Annotated in this window: 14 protein-coding genes; 10 read left to right on the forward strand and 4 right to left on the reverse strand. The window is 30.1% G+C overall.

The window, feature by feature from the left end:
- Nucleotides 1-151 precede the first annotated feature (151 nt).
- Together HMPREF9629_RS02415 and aroQ are read left to right on the forward strand one after the other, a co-directional pair.
- On the forward strand, nt 152-1,390 hold the full coding sequence (locus HMPREF9629_RS02415) for a shikimate kinase (protein ID WP_009524734.1): 1,239 nt from the start codon (nt 152-154) through the stop codon (nt 1,388-1,390).
- Complete coding sequence (gene aroQ / locus HMPREF9629_RS02420) at nt 1,371-1,826, forward strand: type II 3-dehydroquinate dehydratase (RefSeq protein ID WP_009524735.1); 456 nt, start codon at nt 1,371-1,373, stop codon at nt 1,824-1,826. The genes HMPREF9629_RS02415 and aroQ overlap by 20 nt, the downstream gene beginning before the upstream one ends.
- A 299-nt stretch (nt 1,827-2,125) precedes the next feature.
- On the opposite strand, the gene HMPREF9629_RS02425 is transcribed toward aroQ, so the two are convergent.
- Both HMPREF9629_RS02425 and HMPREF9629_RS02430 read right to left on the reverse strand, forming a co-directional pair.
- The gene (locus HMPREF9629_RS02425) at nt 2,126-3,949 is read right to left on the reverse strand and encodes a sensor histidine kinase (RefSeq protein ID WP_009524736.1); all 1,824 of its coding nucleotides are present in this window, start codon (nt 3,947-3,949) and stop codon (nt 2,126-2,128) included.
- Nucleotides 3,946-4,677, reverse strand: coding sequence for a LytR/AlgR family response regulator transcription factor (locus HMPREF9629_RS02430; protein WP_009524737.1), 732 nt, complete (start codon nt 4,675-4,677; stop codon nt 3,946-3,948). The genes HMPREF9629_RS02425 and HMPREF9629_RS02430 overlap by 4 nt, the downstream gene beginning before the upstream one ends.
- Before the next feature lie 506 nt (nt 4,678-5,183).
- Between HMPREF9629_RS02430 and HMPREF9629_RS02435 the strand changes: the two genes are divergently transcribed.
- Nucleotides 5,184-9,512: an S-layer homology domain-containing protein gene (locus HMPREF9629_RS02435; RefSeq protein WP_009524738.1), complete on the forward strand. Its 4,329-nt coding sequence runs from the start codon at nt 5,184-5,186 to the stop codon at nt 9,510-9,512.
- Nucleotides 9,513-9,637: 125 nt separating this feature from the next.
- On the opposite strand, the gene HMPREF9629_RS02440 is transcribed toward HMPREF9629_RS02435, so the two are convergent.
- Nucleotides 9,638-10,195: a DUF2179 domain-containing protein gene (locus HMPREF9629_RS02440; RefSeq protein WP_009524739.1), complete on the reverse strand. Its 558-nt coding sequence runs from the start codon at nt 10,193-10,195 to the stop codon at nt 9,638-9,640.
- Between the two features lie 533 nt (nt 10,196-10,728).
- Here HMPREF9629_RS02440 and HMPREF9629_RS02445 point away from each other — a divergent pair.
- The 3 genes from HMPREF9629_RS02445 (at nt 10,729) to HMPREF9629_RS02455 (ending at nt 13,518) form a co-directional block, all read left to right on the forward strand.
- Nucleotides 10,729-11,799, forward strand: coding sequence for a branched-chain amino acid aminotransferase (locus HMPREF9629_RS02445; RefSeq protein ID WP_009524740.1), 1,071 nt, complete (start codon nt 10,729-10,731; stop codon nt 11,797-11,799).
- 33 nt (nt 11,800-11,832) lie between these two features.
- Nucleotides 11,833-12,864 carry a nucleoid-associated protein gene (locus HMPREF9629_RS02450; RefSeq protein WP_009524741.1) on the forward strand — a complete coding sequence of 344 codons (1,032 nt, stop codon included), beginning with the start codon at nt 11,833-11,835 and terminating at the stop codon, nt 12,862-12,864.
- Between the two features lie 300 nt (nt 12,865-13,164).
- Entirely contained in the window at nt 13,165-13,518 is a 354-nt protein-coding gene (locus tag HMPREF9629_RS02455; protein ID WP_242821996.1) for a hypothetical protein, read from the forward strand.
- A gap of 79 nt (nt 13,519-13,597) precedes the next feature.
- Here HMPREF9629_RS02455 and HMPREF9629_RS02460 read toward each other — a convergent pair whose 3' ends face one another.
- The gene (locus HMPREF9629_RS02460) at nt 13,598-14,086 is read right to left on the reverse strand and encodes a PTS sugar transporter subunit IIA (protein ID WP_009524743.1); all 489 of its coding nucleotides are present in this window, start codon (nt 14,084-14,086) and stop codon (nt 13,598-13,600) included.
- A gap of 455 nt (nt 14,087-14,541) precedes the next feature.
- Here HMPREF9629_RS02460 and recD2 point away from each other — a divergent pair, with 455 nt between their 5' ends.
- The 4 genes from recD2 to flgM all read left to right on the forward strand — a co-directional run bounded on the left by recD2 (nt 14,542) and on the right by flgM (nt 18,515).
- Nucleotides 14,542-16,767: an SF1B family DNA helicase RecD2 gene (gene recD2, locus HMPREF9629_RS02465; RefSeq protein WP_009524744.1), complete on the forward strand. Its 2,226-nt coding sequence runs from the start codon at nt 14,542-14,544 to the stop codon at nt 16,765-16,767.
- Between the two features lie 44 nt (nt 16,768-16,811).
- A complete protein-coding gene (locus HMPREF9629_RS02470) occupies nt 16,812-17,480 on the forward strand; it encodes a ComF family protein (RefSeq protein ID WP_009524745.1) in 669 nt (222 codons plus the stop codon).
- Between the two features lie 212 nt (nt 17,481-17,692).
- Nucleotides 17,693-18,085 carry a flagellar protein gene (locus HMPREF9629_RS02475; protein ID WP_009524746.1) on the forward strand — a complete coding sequence of 131 codons (393 nt, stop codon included), beginning with the start codon at nt 17,693-17,695 and terminating at the stop codon, nt 18,083-18,085.
- Nucleotides 18,086-18,239: 154 nt separating this feature from the next.
- Nucleotides 18,240-18,515: a flagellar biosynthesis anti-sigma factor FlgM gene (gene flgM, locus HMPREF9629_RS02480; protein WP_009524747.1), complete on the forward strand. Its 276-nt coding sequence runs from the start codon at nt 18,240-18,242 to the stop codon at nt 18,513-18,515.
- Nucleotides 18,516-18,593: the final 78 nt, after the last annotated feature.

The following is an 18,593-nucleotide window of genomic DNA, read 5'->3' on the forward strand; positions in this document are numbered from 1 at the left end:
ATTATAAATTCAATTCATAATATATAAAATTTCACAACAATTATTTTTTAATTTATTACACTATTATTTAATAAAAACAGATAATTTTTAATATACCGAGCATATTCTAATTTAGATGATTCAGTAGTATATGATAAATTTGAGGAGTTTTATGATTGAATACGGTCTTTTAGGGAAAAGTCTTACACACAGCTTTTCAAAATCAATACATAGTCAAATTGACGATTATGATTATACATTTATAGAAAAACAGGAGCAAGACGCAAAAGAATTTATAAAGTCAAGAGCGTTTAAAGGAATTAATGTCACAATGCCGTATAAAAAGACAGTTGTGGAGTTTTGTGACGAATTATCCGATACAGCCAAAAAGATAGGATGTATAAATACACTGATAAATAAAAATGGCAAGCTGTGTGGATATAATACGGATTATTATGGAATTATAAGGATGATTGAAAAGTCACAAATAGATATAAAAGATAAAAAAGTATTGATATTAGGCAGTGGTGCTACATCTGATACGGCGAGAGAAGCAGCTGAATACCTTGGGGCATCAAAAATAACATTTGTCTCAAGAAAAGGAAATATAAAATTTGATGATTATGATAAGTTTTACGATAGCGAAGTAATTATCAACGGTACACCTGTAGGGATGTACCCCGATAATTTAAAAACTCTTGTAGATATAGAAAAATTCAATAATTTGCATGGGGTATGTGATGTTATATATAATCCTGTCAAAACAAGGCTTTTAATAGAAGCTGAAAAAAAAGGAATTAAAACATCAAGTGGACTTATAATGCTCGTTGCACAAGCTATTAAAGCGGCGGAATTGTTTACAGGTAAGAAATATGATGCGAACATTGAAGATAAAATCATAGAAAATTTGAAAAAAAATATATCCAATATAGTGATAATAGGTATGCCGGGAAGCGGTAAAACAACAATAGGCAAGGAAATATCAAAAATATCGGGCAAAAAATCGGTAGATATAGATGAAATAATAGAAAGAGAAACAGGAAAAGATATATCTCAGATATTTAGAGATTATGGAGAAGAATATTTCCGACAAAAAGAAAAAGAAGTAATATCAAGAATAGGTAAAGAAAACAATCAAATAATATCTACGGGTGGAGGAAGCATACTTGATTATGAAAATTATCTGTCGCTCAAACAAAATTCAAGAATATATTATATAAAAAGACCACTCGATAAGTTAGCTGTTGATGGCAGACCTCTATCATCAGGCGGTATAAATGTATTGGAAAAATTGTATGAGCAAAGACATACTTTATACGAAAATTTTGCAGATTTTGAAATAGATAATGATAATATAGAACGCACATCAGCAGATATTTGGAGGGAATTCAATGAAAATTTTGGTGCTTAACGGTGTCAATATGAATATGTTGGGAATAAGAGAAAAAGGTATATATGGGCATGAAACATTTGAAGAGTTGGAAAAGAAAGTTATAGAAAAAGGTAAATCATTGGGAATAGAAGTAATATCCTGTCAGAGCAATTATGAGGGAGAATTGGTGGAAAAAATACAACAAGCCTATGAAACTATGGACGGTATAGTAATAAATCCAGGAGCATATACTCATACTTCTATAGCATTATTAGACGCATTAAAAGCGGTACAATTACCTGCAGTAGAAGTACATATATCCAATATAGATGAAAGAGAAGATTTTAGAAAAATATCATATATAGGGATGTATTGTGAAAAAAGAATATATGGTAAAGGAATAGCAGGATATGAAGAAGCAATAGAATATTTATACAATAAACTTGCTAATTGTGGTTTTGTTTATAAACAGTAAGATTTATAACAAGTGTCACAAAAAAATACAATACAGAATTTATCTATATTGTATTTTTTGTTATAAAGAACTTTCTGCTATACAAGTGAAGTTCAAAAGAGCTAAGAAGATTATCAGACAAAAAACTTCCTTTGATTAAAATAAAGTTACTTTTTTATAATAACAAAATAAAATCAAAACTGTATCCTTATTTTTTAAAATCAAATAAAATATTGAAAAGGAGGCTTTTATTATTATGTAGAAAAATATTTTAAGTCTATTATATCAAAAAATATCTAAACGAAAAAGCCATAATTTTCCTATATATCATCAGTCCTCATATACACTGATGATTGAAAATATCCATCCTTATCTTCAAACTTGGCATCCCCGTTATACTTTCTTGCAACTGACTGTACGGAAGAAAGACCGATGCCGAAGTCATTTCTTTTTGTAGAGCGAAATCTTCCGTTTACGGATACAAAGTTTCCGTCATAAGAGTTGTCCATAGTAATAACAAGCATATCATAGCTTATATCACTTCCAATTCTTATAAACCTTTTATCTTTATCCGTTTTTATGCAGGCTTCTATTGCATTTTCAAGCAGATTTCCAAAAATAATTGTAAGGTCGCTGTTTAGAGATATATTATCAGTTTCAGGTACGATAAGTTTTGCCTTAAAATCTATTTTTTCTTCCTCACATACACCTGCATAGTGGGAAAGTATAGAACTTACCGCTTTATTTTCACAATAATTGAAATGAACGGCAGGTATATTTTTGCTTAAATTATTAAGGTAATCGTTCAGTTTTTCGTTTCCATTTTCAGCAAGCTCTCTTATGGTGATTAAATGATGACGTAAATCGTGCCTTTGCTTTTTCAGCGTTTTTTCATTTTCGGCAATCAGTTCATTATACTTCCTCTGTTCGCTCATCTGTATTTCCATAAGCCCTATCTCAAAGGCAAGACTTTCATTTTGCTTACGCACAGTCTCAAAATCTTTGATATAAAATCCTATTGTAAAGCCCATAATCAAAATAAATATAATTACTCCGTTTTGAAAAAGAAATGCGAATTTATACGTAAATCTGAAATAATAATTCATAACTTCAATCAGTGATGCAAGAGTTAAAATCGCTATCGGTATGACAAAACGTTTCGCCTGTAAATTATCATTCTTAACAGCCTCATATACAGTTAAAAATGAAAGAATACATAAAGAACAAGTGTTCATAAAATGAAAAGCATACATACTGCTTGAAAGAGGATATATTCTCAAGAATTGCAAAACTATTGCTACAGTTGATGAAACTGTCAAAAAAGAAGAAAGTATGTATAAAGGCTTCGGATTTTTAAAACCTATTGATACGATTGCCAGTTGCAACAGAGGTATGCAAACATTAAACAAGCCTATAAAAGCGAACAGATACAGTAAAGTCGGATTTTTAATAACCATACCTGTAAAATTACATTCACCGAATTCCCATAAGCCTGAAATAAATGAAAACATACCGAGCCAAAAGAATATCCTGCCGATTCTCTTTTCAAAAAAAACAATAATAAGTGATACGACAGCAAGGAATACCCCTATCGCAAGCTGAACAACCGAAAACAAAAACTGAACTTTGTAAATCCCTACAAATTCATTGAATATAGATTTGAATGTAGACATAATAGGCGGATATACAGTCATGGAACTGCGAGTTACAGGAGATAAAAACTCCATCTTAAACTCGACTTCCTTATTGTAGACAGGCGATCTTATTAAATAAATCTCCGTAGCAGGATCTATCATAAAATTCGGATAGGTTTCCTTTTTGCCGAATTCATAAATTAATATATCGTCCGTATAAATTTTTACGGGTGAGTATGCAGTCTTGACACAGAACATATCATTTTTATTCGGGGTAACAAGAGCCGTAACAGTAACGGGAGTTTTAGGTTTTAAGTTTTTGAAGTTGTAAGGTAATGTAATATTTTTTGGGACATTTCCATCTACACTTACTTTAACATCTTTGATATACAAAGGCTCAGGAGGTTTTGCCTGATACATATTGTATCCAAAAGACGAAAAGGTGATAATAATAGCAGACAAAACTAAAATAATCTGTAAAGTTGTAAAAATTTTTAAATTTTTTTTCATTTCATAAGTCCCCTTGTACGCTCAAACAGAAAATCTTCCAGAGCCTTTTTTGCCATTATCAAAAATTCTCTGCGTATCGGAATATTGGTCTTGTTTTCCATTACAAAACAGCGAAGATCCATATCTATATACATCACATAAGAAAGATTTACTGCAAAACTTTTGTGAGGTACAAAAAATCCGTTTTCAGGAAGTTGATCTTTCAGTTTTGAAAGTTTGTCGTAAACAGAAAAACTGTCCTCATTTTTCAGACAGATAAAAACTTTGTGCATCTGCTGTTCCATATAAATTATATTTGCAAAAGGTACTCTTTCACAAGCACCGTTTCTTTGCACGAAAAGGGCAGGCACATCATTCTTTTTTAGCAGAGCTAAATGCAAAATATCCCCTATACTTTCTTTTGAATAAGGCTTTTCAATATATTTCATAGCAGATAAACGGTAGCTTTCAAGTGCGTGGTCTTTGCTTGTAGTTACGAATGCAACAGGGACATCTTTATCTTTTTTACGAATAAGTTTTATCGTTTCCACACCTGTAAGATCACTGCCCATATAAATATCCATAAGTATAAGGTCATACTCTCCTTGCTTAAAATCTGCAAGTAAGTCCTCCCCGTTTGCAAAAATGCTGTATGTATTTTTTATGTTGCTCTCGTCAAGAGACTTTATCAGTATATTTCTTTGATCTGTTTCATCTTCGCAGATTGCTATTTTCAGCAGCTCCGACATTTTAATAAACGCTCCTTTTTATAAATAATGAGAGTAATTATATCACACATTCACATTTTAATCAATTTGTCAACTACGAATTATGATAATTATTTTGGCATCTTTCGCACTTTTTTAGTATTAATTTGTATATATAATAAACGTAGTGAAAAAACATTTAGACAGACATAAAAAATAAATATGAAAAAGTATTATCATAATTATACAGCTTTGTTTGTGTGTCAGTTTAAATGTGTTATCAGTATCGGTTAACATATATTCATAATTTTACATTAATTTATCATAGCATAATTGAAAAACATTATAACAGTTTTTATAACAACTTATCCATAATGTATTTCTATTAAATAAAATTATTAATATTATACGTATGCAAAATGTAGTTTTTATATTTATTCATAGTTATATAGTATGATAACATGGCTATTTTTACGTATATTGTGTTAATGAATATATTTTTTCTTGTTTTGCATATCTCTAATTAATATCAGAAAGGAGAATTTATATTGAAAGGTAAGAATTTAAAAAAGAAAATAGCTTACATACTCACGTTAGTATTATTGTTTACAAGCGTATACGTAGGCAATTTTTCTTATACACATGCATTAGAAGATATCACAAATTGGGGGCTTGATTATTCGAGTGGCAAGCCTAATCAAGACAAAATTTATAAAGCAGGTAATGGTAGTATCACTTATAAGGCTGACACTAATACACTTATATTAGATGGTGCTACGATAAATACCACTACAGGAACAGCACTTAATTTTGGTGATAATTATAATGAGATAAATATTGTAACAAAAGGAAAAAACGAAATAATAAGCCAAAAGGGACACGCAATACAAGGCTTCAATATTTATATAAAAGGAGAGTCCGGCTCCGAGCTTAATCTTATATCAAACGATGCTGATGATAACGAAGCTTACACAGTTAAGTGCCATAGTTTGGACATATTAGATAAATCAAATGTATTTGTTACAAAATCGGGAGCGGATAAAAATAATATCGCTATATATACAGCAGGTTTAGAGCTTAAAGACAGTGCCAAACTTACAGCAAAAGAAGGTGGTATAGCCATTCATCAAACTTTTAAATTAGAAGACGGTACTGAATTTAATGCAAAAATTGTTGCACACGGCGAAGAGATTCAAGGTAATGGAAGACGCAACTTTATTGGAAGAGAGTATGACGGATCTACCTATATAACATATACAGTATATGGAAATGTTGCATTAAATGGGAAACTGACTGATTTAACAACAGAGCAAAATAAAATAAACAAGCTGATAGTCCCTGAAAATGCAAATCTTGAATTTACTGGTGCAAAACTGAATGATGTGAAATCTTTTAATATTGAAAATAAGGGGACAATAGACTTCACAAATTATGCAGATTTTGTAAATCCTGACAACGAAATGGATTTTAAGATAGAAAATAACGGCACTATAAATGTAGCGGAGGGTAAAAATTTAAGATTTGACCTTCGAAAAATGCCTACTATGACAGGAACAGGACAGTTTATCAACAAAGGTATAGTAGAGTTTAAAGCATATGAGTCTACAGGTACAAGTGCAGAAGAGGAAATTAATACTATCAAAAATTTTGTCAAAAACGAAGGAAAGGGAATAATAAAAATAGACCAAGGAGGAGATAAAACTCTAATAGGCAGCGATGATATGGAATTAGCCTATGCCAAATTTTCATATACAGGTATAGATCTTGCTAATCAAAACAAAAAAATAAAATTTATACCTAATGATACAGACTCATTGGCTATAGAGGATAAAGAGGCATATATATTATATGACCCTCAAAGTAAGGAATTGACACTAAATAATATTTATTACAGAGCCGCAAATATTACTCTACCAAACGATAAAATCACAATCAAGCTCATCGGTAAAAATATACTGTATAGTCAAGAAGAGGGCGAAATTGTATTTAAACAAGGAGAAAATATCTATCTTGAACAATTTAATAATTATATTATGACAGGCACAATGCCTGATATTCATATAGATAGAGGTATTACATTTACAGGGGACGGCTCACTGAATATATTCACTAAACAGCACGAGAAAGCAAGAAGTATACAAACAGACGGATATATAAAAGTAGATGGAGGTAAAATCTATAGAGATATAGATGAAATAAATAGATTTGAAACACAAAAAAATTTAACTTTATGCGATAAGACCGGTAAGAATTTTGTAATGACTTGTGCATCTTATAGTCAAAATGGCGGATATGTAATGTTTAATGATGAGGTTGAAAACAGTATATTAACATTTGATTTTAATATGACAGGCGGGAAATTTTTAACAGCAAAAGATACAAGTGCCATACAAGTGTATAGAGATTTGGAAGTTACAGGCGGTGAGTTTAAGCCGTCATTTATAGAAACGGCACACATATTAGTATTTGGAGATGTAAAAAATTATACGATAAATGACGGATTGATAGTAGGAAAGTTTGTTTTTCCAAACTCTCCATCACCTACAGATTTTCCAAAATGTATACTGACTGTATATGGAAATGCCGAGATGGCAGGATATGATGAAAATGGTGAAAAAATATTTGTACAAAGTGATGATCCTAAAATCACATTAGGTTTTGGGGGATTTGCATTTACAAAGCTTCAAAGCAAAGATAACTCATCCCTTACTATAAAGGACGGACAAACTGTTGGGTGCAACTTATATGCAACTGTTGGGGGAGTTTTTACGAAATGGGATATTAAAGATGTTATTTCAGGTAATGCTGCAATTATCAACAACGGTAAATTTTTCATAAGGGTAGAGCCGCTTGAAAAGAAAGACTTGGATAAAAAAATAAAAGAAATAGCAATCTATCTGAAAATGCATGGAAACGGCAAGATTGTAACAATGGACAAAGATAACAAGCTACACTATTATAATAACGACGGAAGTGCAATAAATGCAGTGGATTCATCATTTAATCTGAACTTTATTGATGATAAGATGGATAGAGAAACACCAGGTTTGTCTTGGAAAAAAGATACAGCTACAAATAGTTATATACTGACATTAGACAGCGTTTATTTAGATAAAACTCAACAAATAATTCTGCCTCAGGACGAAAAAATAATAATAAAATCTGTAGGTAACAGCAAAATAGACGGTCAAATCAGCAGTGACGGAACAAATCCGCTTAATCTTACAGTAACGGGAGACGGTACATTAAATTTAAACAATCTTCCAAGCGGTAGTGCAAATAATGACACTATAACAATAGATGGCGGTGTAAAAGTATATGTAAAAGATCGTGTAGCTTGTGGCGGTTCAGGCGGGCAAGACGGATTTTTAAATATAAAAGGCAAAGATACACTGCTTGATATTGACATTACTCAATCATCAAATACTAAGGGTACATTTTTGAAAGAAATAAATGTTACAGACGGAGCAAAGTTAAATATACGCTCAAAACAAATAAGTGCATATATATATAATGGCTCAATAAATGTAAAAAACAATTCTACACTAAAAGTATCCTGCAAGTACGGTGTGTATATATATGGCGGTAAATTAACGGTAGATGATACAAGTACACTTCAAACAGATGCCACATCTGCCGGCATAGTGGTAGTAGATCCATCTAAGACTAAAATACAAGATGAAGTGCTAAGTCTACCTGATATTCCTTATAATACTAATATTGTATCCGTAATGGCAAATGACCATAAATTTTGGACTATAGCTAAGATAGGCAGTGCAGTAGAGGTTGTAGGTAATAATGCAGATCCTGCGGATGATATAAAAGGTGCCTTAGGCAAGATGACTATCAAAAAAAGAACGGATATAACAGGATTTACGGCAAAATTGGACAAAGCACAATATGAATATACAGGAAGTCCAATAAAAGCCGGTGTAACAGTAAAAGACAGTGCCGACAAAACCCTTACAAAAGATAAAGATTATATAGTAGAATATCAAAATAACATAAATCCGACTACAGCTACAAACAAAGCAAAAGCTATAGTAACAGGTATAGGAGATTATAAAGGCGAGATAACATTGACATTTGATATAGTTAAAAAATCAGGTGGCGGAACAATTCCTGGAGGATCATCAGGCGGAGGATCACAAGGTGGAGGTTCATCAGGTGGAGGATCACAAGGCGGAGGTTCATCAGGTGGAGGATCGTCCGGTGGCGGAGAGACATCAGGAGACGTAACGCCGAAAAATAATGATATTACAAAGGACAACAAACAAGAGAAAAATAAGGCTGAAAACAAGGTAGATGACAAAAAATCTGATATCAAAAAATTTGATGATGTAAACAAAGATGATTGGTATTATGACAGCGTAATTTTCGTATCAAAAAACGGTTATATGACAGGCATATCAGAAAACAAATTCGCACCTATGATGTCTACATCAAGAGCTATGATAAGTCAAATCATATACAATCTTGAAAAGACACCAAAAACGACTGCAAAACATAATTTTACAGATGTTGCAAAAAATGTATGGTATGAACAATCTCTTAACTTTACATTTGATAAAGATATAGTAGCAGGATTTCCTGATAAAACATTTAGAGGAAACAGCACAATTACAAGAGAACAATTAACTGAAATATTATACCAATATGCAATATACAAAGGATATAATTCTGATACGGATACAGATATGTCAAAATATGAAGACTTTGAAAAAGCCGGAGATTGGTCGAAAATATCAATAAAATGGGCAGTAAAACATAATATTATAAAAGGAAGAACAAGTACAAGCTTAGAGCCGAAATCAGAACTTACAAGAGCGGAACTGGCGGCAGTATTAAAAAATTTTCATTCGGAATTTGTGAAATAGAATTTTATGAAAATAGACAGATATGTGATTGACAGTAAATGAGAAAATATATAAAGGTCAGGAATTTTATATTTTGTAATAGTGTTTAAGATAAATAAATATCCACCGGCTAAGCCGGTGGATATTTATCTTTTCAGTTTTCTGAGCAGGTCATTTTTTTTATTCACGTTATGGTATCCTCCTGCATATGAAGTTATATCGTTGGTAGATACAAATGCTTTTATTTCCTTTGCTTTTATATAGTCATATATATTACCTATTTGTTTTCTTTTCAAGTTTATCATAAGCATTATTCTTTCGCCATCTTTGCCTTCTCCTCTGAAAACAGTAACACCGTAACCCATTCCTCTCAAGTCGTCTACTACATCGTATTGTGAACTTGGCAATACTATTCTCATCTGTGCATCACCGAAGGCTAAAAAGCTTTCTATTTTTGAGCCTATAAAATTTCCCGACGCATATCCGAGTGCATAGGATATGAGATAAAACGGATTGTCAAGTGAGTTTACCACTTTTCCAAGCACAATTATATATATAGTGACTTCAAAAAAACCCATAAAAGCGGCTAATTTTGACATACCCTTAGTTAACAATATTGTTCTTATGGACATAAAAGTAACATCGGAAATTCTTGCAAAAAATATGAAAAGACACATAAAAAACATATCTATATTAAATTCCATAAAATGCTCCTAATAAAATTATTTTTTTAAATTGTTAAAAACAGTATATACGAGTTTTTTATAAATTTCAATATTTTATTCGATATAAGTGTTCAGCTTTTTTTTAAATTTTACCTTTATAAAATTAAAAATCATCAGTTATAGCAGTAATAAAAAATCGTGAAAATCAATTATAAATGTTTAAATTACAAATATATTGCGAATTTATTAATAGTAAAGATAATATATTATAATTTGTTTTTCAGTTTATTGTTAAAACAAATCTCTTGTGGTATAATTAGAAAATATTTTTTAGATGAGGTATATTAATTTTTTAAATAGGTGATATTTTAAAAGTATACAGATGTATAAATATAAAACAATTATACATCTGTATGATAATTGATTCAACTGTTTTAATAAATTTCAATATTTAAGTGATACATTATTATTTATAACGGTAAATAAGTTTTTTATTGAGTGTCAATATTATTGGCATTATATTTTATTCAATCCTAATTTATGAAAGTTTTATTAAAAAGGAGTAATTATTTATGCAAAATATAAGAATTGAACTTACCGAAAATCCTGCGCAGTTACCTGAAGATGAGACTATACTCGGTTTTGGAAAAAGATTTTCGGATCATATGTTTGTCATGGATTATACTGTGGAAAAAGGTTGGTTTGATCCGAGAATTGTACCTTATGCACCTATAAGCTTATATCCGTCTACGATGTGTTTTCATTATGGACAGACTACATTTGAAGGTTTGAAGGCATATAGAACTGAAAAAAATGAGATATTGCTTTTCAGACCTCAGCAAAATTTTAAAAGACTTAACATTTCTGATGACAGACTTTGCATACCTAAACTTGATGAAGAATTTTGTTTGGAGGCATTAAAAAAATTAATACAAATAGATGAAAAATTTGTGCCTCATTCAAAAGGTACAAGTTTGTATATAAGACCTTTCATTATTGCTACTGAACCGCAACTCGGTGCGAATTCAAGTACACAATATAAATTTATGATAATAACAAGTCCGAGCGGAGTGTATTATTCAAGCGGACTTAATCCTGTGAAAATATATGTAGAAGATAATTATGTGCGTGCGGTTCGTGGCGGAATGGGTATGGCTAAAACAGGAGGAAATTATGCTGTAAGCCTTAAATCACAAGTTAATGCACATAACAACGATTATTCACAGGTATTGTGGTTAGACGGAGTGAAAAGAAAATATATTGAAGAAGTTGGAGCTATGAATATATTTTTTGTAATAGGAGATGAAGTTGTTACACCTGAAATAAACGGAAGTATATTGGATGGTATAACAAGAAAATCTATGGTAGAACTTCTAAAAAAAGAAGGTAAAAAAGTGAGCGAGAGAAGAATATCCATACAAGAAGTGGAAGACGCTTATGAAAACGGAGAATTGAAAGAAGTGTTCGGTACAGGCACTGCAGCTGTAATAAGTCCTGTTGGTGTACTTAAATATAAAGATAAAGTAATGACTATAAATGATAATAAAATAGGTGAAATTTCAAAACATCTTTATGATACGTTGACAGGTATACAAAGAGGAGAAATAGAAGACAAGTTCGGTTGGACAGTAAAAGTTTGTTAATATAGTTATAAATTAAATAAGGATATAATAAATATGTTTGAACTTTCAAAGATGGAATTAATAGGTGCATATCTATGCGAACTCAATTCCAATATGGATGCACCACTCATATCTAATTATGATGTAGAACAAGATGATGATATAACAATAACATTTATAGAAAACACCATATACAATCTATATTCATCTAAAGATATGAAATGGGCAAGATTTATAGAAGATGAAGAGCAGTGTAGTAAGGCATATAAAGATATATTGCAGTTAAGCGAGAATTTATCAGATTTTAAGATTAAAAGTAAGAATATTATAGACGAGTATTTTAAAATAATTACAGACAATGTACCGGTTCCATCCGGAGATTTGATAATAGTGCTTTTTGAGATGGAAAAACAGCCATATTTAGGAATATTTAAGTATAATCACAAAACTATGCTCGTATCACAAGTTGATAAACTAAATGACACAAATAATATCTATATATCACAGAAATCATCATTATTTACTACAAATAAGCATAAGGCTGATGAAGGTTTTATAATAAACCTGATAAGTTTTGATATAGCATTGGTAGATAAAAAGTATGAGATAAATGCAGAAAAAAGCAATATATTACAAGATAATATATTGCTTTTGCAAACAAGCCGTTCGGAAAAAGAAAAATTGGATATATTCAATAAAGTTACAAAAAATCTCGAAGACAAGTATATAGGCGATGATATAGAAAAAAAGGCGAAGATAAAAAAAGCCGTGAAAGATACAGTTCTTGATGAAGGTGTTATAAGCGTAGATTCCGTTATGGAAAAAGCATTTGGAGAAACTGAGCAACTCAAAAAGATATATGAAAATACATTGGAAAAATCAGGAATACAAAGAAGAGAAAAAATAGAAGTACCTGAAAGGCTGCTCAAAACAAAGTTCCAAAGGCAGAAGATAACAACAGAAACAGGTATAGAAATAAATGTACCTATAGATTATTACGGTGATGATTCAAAGATAGAATTTGTGCCGGATGATAATGGAACTATATCAATAGTTATAAAAAATGTAAAAAATATAACAACTTAAATAATAAATTTTTACTATAAAGATTAAAAATTATACTTGAAAAAAATTTTTTTTTATGAGATAATACAAAAACAGTTAAGAGAAATTTGAGATTTGATTATGTTTTTTACAAACTTATAGAAAATTTGTACTGTGTTATACTGAACACTGATTAAAACTGTTATAATATATAGCTGAAAAATTATATTTTTTAAAATAGTTAATATATGAAAATTTTATATTTATATTTTATATTTATAATAGTGTTCAGTATTACCTGATAAAATTAAAAAATGAGAATTGTATTAAATTTTAAAGGAGGTGTATATTTTGCAAGAGTGGATATCATGGTTTTTGTTGATATCGTTGATGATTCTGTTAATGGGTGTATTTATCAATGTATATAGAGTATTTTTTTCGAATGTGGCGCTTGCAGTGGAAGATGATATACATCTCTCTGATAATATAGTAGAAAAACGGCATGTGCATGACAATAGAAAAAAGACATCTGTAAATATGAATCGCATACAAAAAAATGGACAAAGAAATACACAAAAACAGACTTTAAGAAAAAACAGTGTATCTTATAAAGATGGAACCGATTCGTCTACGACATATAAGCATAAATACACAAGCTATAAGGAATATAAAAAATATAACAACGTATCAAGATAGAGATATTGTCAAAAGACAGTATCTTTTTTTTCAAAAAAATAATATCTGCTGAAGTTTCCTCCAACAGATATTGTATAGCCTATTTAAATGAAATTACAGAAACTTCATTCGCTTTTACTTCGCTGCCTTCAGTTACCAATTGTTCTGACGGGAAATCATCACTGTTTGTTATTATTAATATGGTATCAGTTTTGTATCCTTTATTTTTTATATTATCTATATCGCATATTACCAATAAATTTCCGGCTTTTATTTTTTGGCCTTGTTCAACTTTTAAATCAAATCCGTCGCCGTTCATTTGTACGGTATCTATACCTATATGGATAAGCACTTCCGCACCGTCATCAGTCTTGATACCGAATGCGTGTCCTGTTGGGAAAACTGATGATAATTCACCGCTTACAGGTGCATAAAAATTATTGGATTTAGGAACTATTGCAAGACCTTCTCCTAAAAATCCTTTTGAAAATACTTCATCTTCAACATTTTTCAAATCTTTTATTATTCCGTCAACAACAGCTTTCAGTTCAACTTTTTCTTTTTTCTTTCCAAATCCGAATAATCCCATATTATCCTCCTAATAAAATAAAATTTATGCTGCTATGATTTCAAAAAAATATGTATTTACAACGGATGTCGTATTTTTAAAATTTGTGTATTAATAAATTGAATATATGATGTATTATAGCAAGTTTTGTTTAAAACTTCAATATTATAATTGGAACTTTAAGATTTATAATTCTTTTAAACAACATTAATTTTTTTCAGTTAAAATAAATTTATGACGGTATAAGTGGTATATTTTTTTAATTGTAGCATAATGCCGTTTACCATACTTTTTTATATATTTGTTTACGTTTTATTAAAAGTGTTTTTTGCAATATTTTCGTATAAAAAAAGTTATCCGTATTATGGTTTTAGAATATTGCATAATATATGAAATGTAATTTTTTATTGATTTTTACCACTTTTTATTATAGAATAAAATTATAAAATCACATAGTCGAGAAAGGAGGGTATGAGTTGGAGGGAAAAATATCCGGAAAGGTAATAGATATAAGATATACTTCATTTGACGGTGAATATACAGTTGCAACTGTAAGACTTGGTGATAAAAGTGAAGTTGTAGTTACAGGTCCGCTTGCAGGTGCTGATATAGGGGATAATATAGAAATAACAGGCGAATATATAACACATAGAATATATGGAGAACAATTCAAAGCAAATTCGTTTATTCCGTTAAAACCTGACGATGAGCAGGGAATATATGAATTTTTATCATCAGGGGTTATAGACGGAATAGGAGAAAAATTTGCAAGGCGAATAATGCAGGTTTTCGGTGATAAAACTTTGGATATAATAGAAAAAACACCGGAGAGATTGCTCGAAATAGAGGGTATAGGCAGTAAAAAATTGGACAAAATAATCACATCATACAATGAAAAAATGATGTTGAAAAATATAATAATACAACTTGCAAAATATGATTTATCCACGACTTTAAGCATAAAAATATATAACACATACAATGAAAATACTCTGAAGATACTCTCCAACAACCCATATAGGCTTTGTGATGACATAAAAGGAATCGGATTTAAAAAAGCTGATGAAATTGCAAAAAAAATGGGAGTAGCCCTTGATTCTACCGAAAGAAAGATACAAGCGATAATTTATTCGCTTACTCAATCTACATATGAAGGACATACATATACTACGTTTTTTAAGTTAAAAAGTGACATGAAAGAGCTTATAGATTTTGATGATGAAGATGAGATATTATCAATAGCCTACGATTTATATGCAAAAAAGCAAATAATAATCGACGGTATAGAAAAAGATGATATGAAGATTTTTCTGTACAGATATGCATTTGCAGAAACTACTGTGGCATCAAAACTCATAGAACTTGCAACATATCAGGACAAAAAAATAGATGAAAAAAAATTGGATGAATTGATACAAGAGCAAATAAAATACAGCAATATAGATTTTTCTCAGGAACAGATACAAAGTGTAAAAATGGCTGTAAACAATAACATATTGATAATAACGGGAGGACCGGGTACCGGAAAGACTACTACACTTTCGTTTATAATAGAAATATTTGAAAGAATAGGGAAAAAAGTAAAACTGTGTGCGCCCACAGGTAAGGCGTCAAAACGTATGGCTCAAGCTACCAATAAAGATGCAAGCACAATACACAGATTGCTTGAAATGAATTACAGCAGTGATGATATGCAGGAGCATTTTTTGAAAAATGAAGATGAACCTATAAAAGCAGATGTTATTATAGTAGATGAAACCTCTATGGTAGATATATTGCTTATGCAAAGTCTTTTACTGGCTATAAAAAACGGTACACATCTGATACTTGTCGGAGATAAAGATCAGTTGCCTTCAGTGGGAGCAGGCAATGTATTGAAAGATATAATAAACTGCGAAATAATACCTTGTATAAAACTCAACAAGATTTTCAGACAAGCTATGAAAAGTCATATAATAGTCAATGCACATAGGATAAATGAAGGTAAAATGCCACTTACAAATGATAAAGATAATGACTTCTTTATAATGAACAGAAATGATAAAAACTCTATTGAAAAACTTATAGTGGAACTTACTACAGAGCGTTTACCGAAATATTATGATGTAACGTCTAAAGACATTCAAATAATAACACCGATGAAAAAAAGAGAAATAGGTACGCAAAATTTGAATAAATTACTTCAAGAAGCATTAAACCCTAAAGAACCTGTAAAAAATGAATATAAGACACAATTTAAAATATATAGAGAAAATGACAGAGTGATTCATATAAAAAATAATTATGAAAAACAATGGATAAGTGAAAAAGAAGAAGGTAGCGGAATTTTTAACGGAGATACCGGAACAATAGAAAGTGTGAATTTGAGAGAAAAGTTTTTAACAGTAAATTTTGATGACGGGAAAAAAGCGACTTATGATTTTGACGAATTGGACGAATTGGAACATTCCTTCGCACTTACAGTGCATAAATCACAAGGCTCGGAATATCCTTGTGTGATATTGCCTATACATTCGGTTGCTCCTATGCTTATGACAAGAAAGATACTATATACAGCTATAACAAGAGCAAAAAAATTGCTCATAATAATATCTAATAATTCTAATATTAAAAAAATGGTAGAGAATATATACGAAGAAAAACGAAATTCAACGCTTATGCAGAAGTTGAAAATGTTTAAAGATTACAAGATGCTGGACTGAAACATATCTATATTAAAACTAAAAATATATCATAAAGGTGAGATATGGAGCTGATATTTCCTAAAAATATATATTGTATAAATTGTGATAAACCTATAAGCAGACAAAATACACTATCTTTGTGTAATAATTGTCATGAGAATATAAAATTTTTGTATGATAAAAATGTCAGCTATGATAAAGAAGTTATAGAATTGTTGAAAAGCAAATATATAGATGACATAAAAATAGCTACGATATATGATGAAGTTATGAAAAATCTCATCCACAAGATAAAATATTCTCAAAAGACGTACTTGGCAAGGTATTTTGCAAGCATATTACACACTCTTATATGCAAAAATAATATAGATTTTGATTTTATATCATCAGTTCCGATACACAAAAAAAGACTTATGCAACGAGGATATAATCAAGTGGATTTGATAGTAAAACATTTGAGCAAATTTACAAAAAAAACACAAATATCAGTATCAAAAAGAATAAAAGAAACAAAAGATATGTATGCTCTTCATCTGAAAGAGAGAAATGAGGAGATGAAAGACGCATTTGAAAGCGAATATGATGAAAAGCTGTCAGATAAAACCTTGTTAATAGTAGATGATATACTAACTACAGGCGCAACAGCATTAAATCTTTGTAAATCTATAAAAAATAAAAATAAAACCGTAAGAATAAAAATTATATTTTTATCAAGGGCATCATTAAAATAAATTTGATATTATGCTTGACAATTACTTATAACAACGTATAAAATATATTTCATAAACATAGAATAGTTTGTTTACAAAATTATAAATTGAAGATATTTTGTATTTATATTGAAAAATTTTTTAATAAATTATAAAAAAATATATATTTTTTCTGATAACTAAAAATACATAATTTATTAATTTAAATATGAATTTAAAAGGACTGATGAAAAATGGAATTAAAAAACTGTGTTGAATGTGGGAGAAGTTTTGCATCAAAACAAGGAGAGAGCCTTTGCAAAAGATGTATGGAAAAAAAAGTGGATGACGATTTTAAGATAGTAAGAGAGTATCTGTATTCGCATCCTGGAGCCGATATAAAGGATGTTTCAGAGGCAACGGGAGTAGATGAAAAAATAATATTCAAGTTGTTAAGAGAAGAAAGACTGGAAGTTGTAGAAGAAGAAAACAGTCTTTTAAGATGTAAAAAATGTGGGAAATCAATAAGATCAGGCAGATTATGTGAAGCGTGCAAGAAATTGGAGTTTGCAAAAGAACTGAAACTTGCAGGAGAAGATTTGAAACGAGATATGGATAAAAAGATAGGATATTATTCAAGAGATTAATTGAAAAATCTATAAGTCAGTTTATTTATACCGACTTATAGATTTTTTGCTTTTATTGTAAAATTTAGATAAATTTATATTAATTAATATAAAAAATTATTAAGTTTTTGGTCAAAATGGCGATATAAGTTATATAAATTAAGGAGGAATTGCTATGAAGATAAATAACACATCTCCGGTGAGCGGATTATATAACAACTATAAAAAAGTAACCAAAAAAAACAGTAATTATGGAATTAATAAAAATTTTGATATAGAAATATCACAAACGGGAAAAGATTTTGCGACTGCAATGGAAAAACTTAAAAGCGTAGAACCGGTAAGGAAAGAAAAAGTGGAACACATAAAAAATGAAATAAAAAAGGGAACATATGTGGTGGATTCGGTAAAAGTGGCAGGAGCTATGTTGTTAGGCGAAGTGAATTATTAATATTTATAAACATCATAAATAACCCTCTCCATAAAAATGAGGGCTATTTTTTGTAACAAACTTATAAATTTGCGAGGT

Origin of the sequence: Peptoanaerobacter stomatis, assembly GCF_000238115.1 — a bacterium.
In the GTDB taxonomy this organism is placed as follows: Bacteria; Bacillota; Clostridia; order Peptostreptococcales; family Filifactoraceae; genus Peptoanaerobacter; species Peptoanaerobacter stomatis.

What these genes read in the sequence shown, in the direction of transcription:
- HMPREF9629_RS02415 (WP_009524734.1), top strand. Translation starts at nt 152, where the DNA reads ATGATTGAATACGGTCTTTTAGGGAAAAGTCTTACACACAGCTTTTCA.
- aroQ (WP_009524735.1), top strand. Translation starts at nt 1,371, where the DNA reads ATGAAAATTTTGGTGCTTAACGGTGTCAATATGAATATGTTGGGAATA.
- HMPREF9629_RS02425 (WP_009524736.1), bottom strand. Translation starts at nt 3,949, where the DNA reads ATGAAAAAAAATTTAAAAATTTTTACAACTTTACAGATTATTTTAGTT.
- HMPREF9629_RS02430 (WP_009524737.1), bottom strand. Translation starts at nt 4,677, where the DNA reads ATGTCGGAGCTGCTGAAAATAGCAATCTGCGAAGATGAAACAGATCAA.
- HMPREF9629_RS02440 (WP_009524739.1), bottom strand. Translation starts at nt 10,195, where the DNA reads ATGGAATTTAATATAGATATGTTTTTTATGTGTCTTTTCATATTTTTT.
- HMPREF9629_RS02445 (WP_009524740.1), top strand. Translation starts at nt 10,729, where the DNA reads ATGCAAAATATAAGAATTGAACTTACCGAAAATCCTGCGCAGTTACCT.
- HMPREF9629_RS02450 (WP_009524741.1), top strand. Translation starts at nt 11,833, where the DNA reads ATGTTTGAACTTTCAAAGATGGAATTAATAGGTGCATATCTATGCGAA.
- HMPREF9629_RS02460 (WP_009524743.1), bottom strand. Translation starts at nt 14,086, where the DNA reads ATGGGATTATTCGGATTTGGAAAGAAAAAAGAAAAAGTTGAACTGAAA.
- HMPREF9629_RS02470 (WP_009524745.1), top strand. Translation starts at nt 16,812, where the DNA reads ATGGAGCTGATATTTCCTAAAAATATATATTGTATAAATTGTGATAAA.
- HMPREF9629_RS02475 (WP_009524746.1), top strand. Translation starts at nt 17,693, where the DNA reads ATGGAATTAAAAAACTGTGTTGAATGTGGGAGAAGTTTTGCATCAAAA.
- flgM (WP_009524747.1), top strand. Translation starts at nt 18,240, where the DNA reads ATGAAGATAAATAACACATCTCCGGTGAGCGGATTATATAACAACTAT.